Here is a 1630-nt window from a genome sequence, read left to right on the forward strand (position 1 = left end):
TGAAATTAGACTGTGGATATGTGATTAAGCTGATATTAAATATAGTTTTCTAATACTTCTAATATATTTTATGTCATTTAAAGAGTAGGCTAAAATAACATTTATTAGTTTAGAAATAGCTGTTAAATAAAGATCAGAACGCATAGTTGCTGTATTGAGAGTATTAGGTGAATGTATGCATGGATTGCATTTAAAAGAAGATAATTCTCTTTCAATTACAACTCTAATTTTGTAAGTTTTACCCCACTCGTTACTATTTCTTTGTACTCCTGGATAGAGTCTAAAATCTTTATGGGGATAAACGTAAGTCATACGACCGCCAGGTTTATCAGTACAAGGAGTTTCACAAGTGTGATAATATTTACCTTTTTTATCTACAGCACTTTTAGGGCATACAAATTTAAATCGCTCACTACGATTTTTACCACCACAACGACCAGCGGGTCTAAATTCCTCTTTGTTTAAGGGACATAAAGGAATTCCAAGAGTATTAAACTCTAAATCTTTAATTTTTGAATTTTTTTGGTTACGAGAATTTATAGGAATAAAGACTTTCTGAAAATTAAGTTCTTTTAAAAGTCCAAAATTTTCATAACTATCAAATTCTGAATCACCTAAAAAAGTATTGAATCTAAACTTAGAATTAGATTCTAAGTTAGATAAAAATGGTTTAATGACTGATTTTAACGATGCATTATCATAGGCATATTTTTGTTCTTCTGGTGTTTCAAATTTATTTTCTATATTTGAATAAAATTTTTCATCAAAGAAGTTTATTGCTAAGGGTATGCCTAATCCATTAGTTAAAATTCCAAATTTATAAAAATACCCAAAATGACCGTTAACAAAGTCTAATTTAATATCAGGATTTGCATTAGCACATTTAGGCATAGCTTTGTATGCTGCAGCATACGGATTATGATTTTTATTATTAGTAACTTTTGCATATAATTTTTGGTTGTTAATAAATGTTGTAATAGTTTTAGGATTATTTTCTTTAACTTTAGGTTTTAATCCAGAAGTATCATATATAAGCATAGTGTTAAGGTCTTTATAAGGTGAATTTTCTGGCAAAGATTCATTAATTTTATCACAAATATTAATAGTTTCAATTGCCATTGAATTAAATAAATCAGCGATATTTTCTTCGAAAATCCTTTTAAATTTACTAAAATAAGCTTCATCGGGAATATCATTATTAAATTTGCAAAATTCTCTAATTTCAGAAGAGAAAATAAGGAATATACGAAGTAATGTATTAGTTGGAATATGAAATATTTGCATTAATATAAGTGCAGATAATACTGAAGATAATTTATACTTTCGATTTCGACCTAATGTGTTATAAAACTTATCATAAAATGTTTTTGGAATAAAGCTTTCTAAGTCAAATTTATTAGAAAGTAAATCTAAAAAGGTTGTTGGTTCATTAGTTGAAAGATAATTTAATTCAGATACTTGGTCAAATAAATTTAATTGTTTAATTTGATTAAGACAAAACATGTTATTTACCTCCTGTTGGTGTTTTTATTTCTTGTTATTTATATTGTGCCATACTGGAGGAAAATATAAAAACTTAACTTCAAAAAAGTTAGGTGAATTAATGGTTGCGGAATTCCGCAACCGACTA

1 protein-coding gene is annotated in these 1630 nt (G+C 26.9%); it reads right to left on the minus strand.

The genetic code is table 11. The annotated features are described in order from the left end of the window. Nucleotides 1-24: 24 nt before the first annotated feature. Complete coding sequence (locus GBZ86_RS15670) at nucleotides 25-1503, minus strand: transposase (protein ID WP_152892211.1); 1479 nt, start codon at nucleotides 1501-1503, stop codon at nucleotides 25-27. Nucleotides 1504-1630: the final 127 nt, after the last annotated feature.

This window comes from Clostridium tarantellae, from assembly GCF_009295725.1.
Lineage (GTDB): Bacteria > Bacillota > Clostridia > Clostridiales > Clostridiaceae > Sarcina > Sarcina tarantellae.

Bases quoted from the DNA above. Each gene is read 5' to 3' on its own strand.
- GBZ86_RS15670 (WP_152892211.1), bottom strand. From the start codon at position 1,503: ATGTTTTGTCTTAATCAAATTAAACAATTAAATTTATTTGACCAAGTA.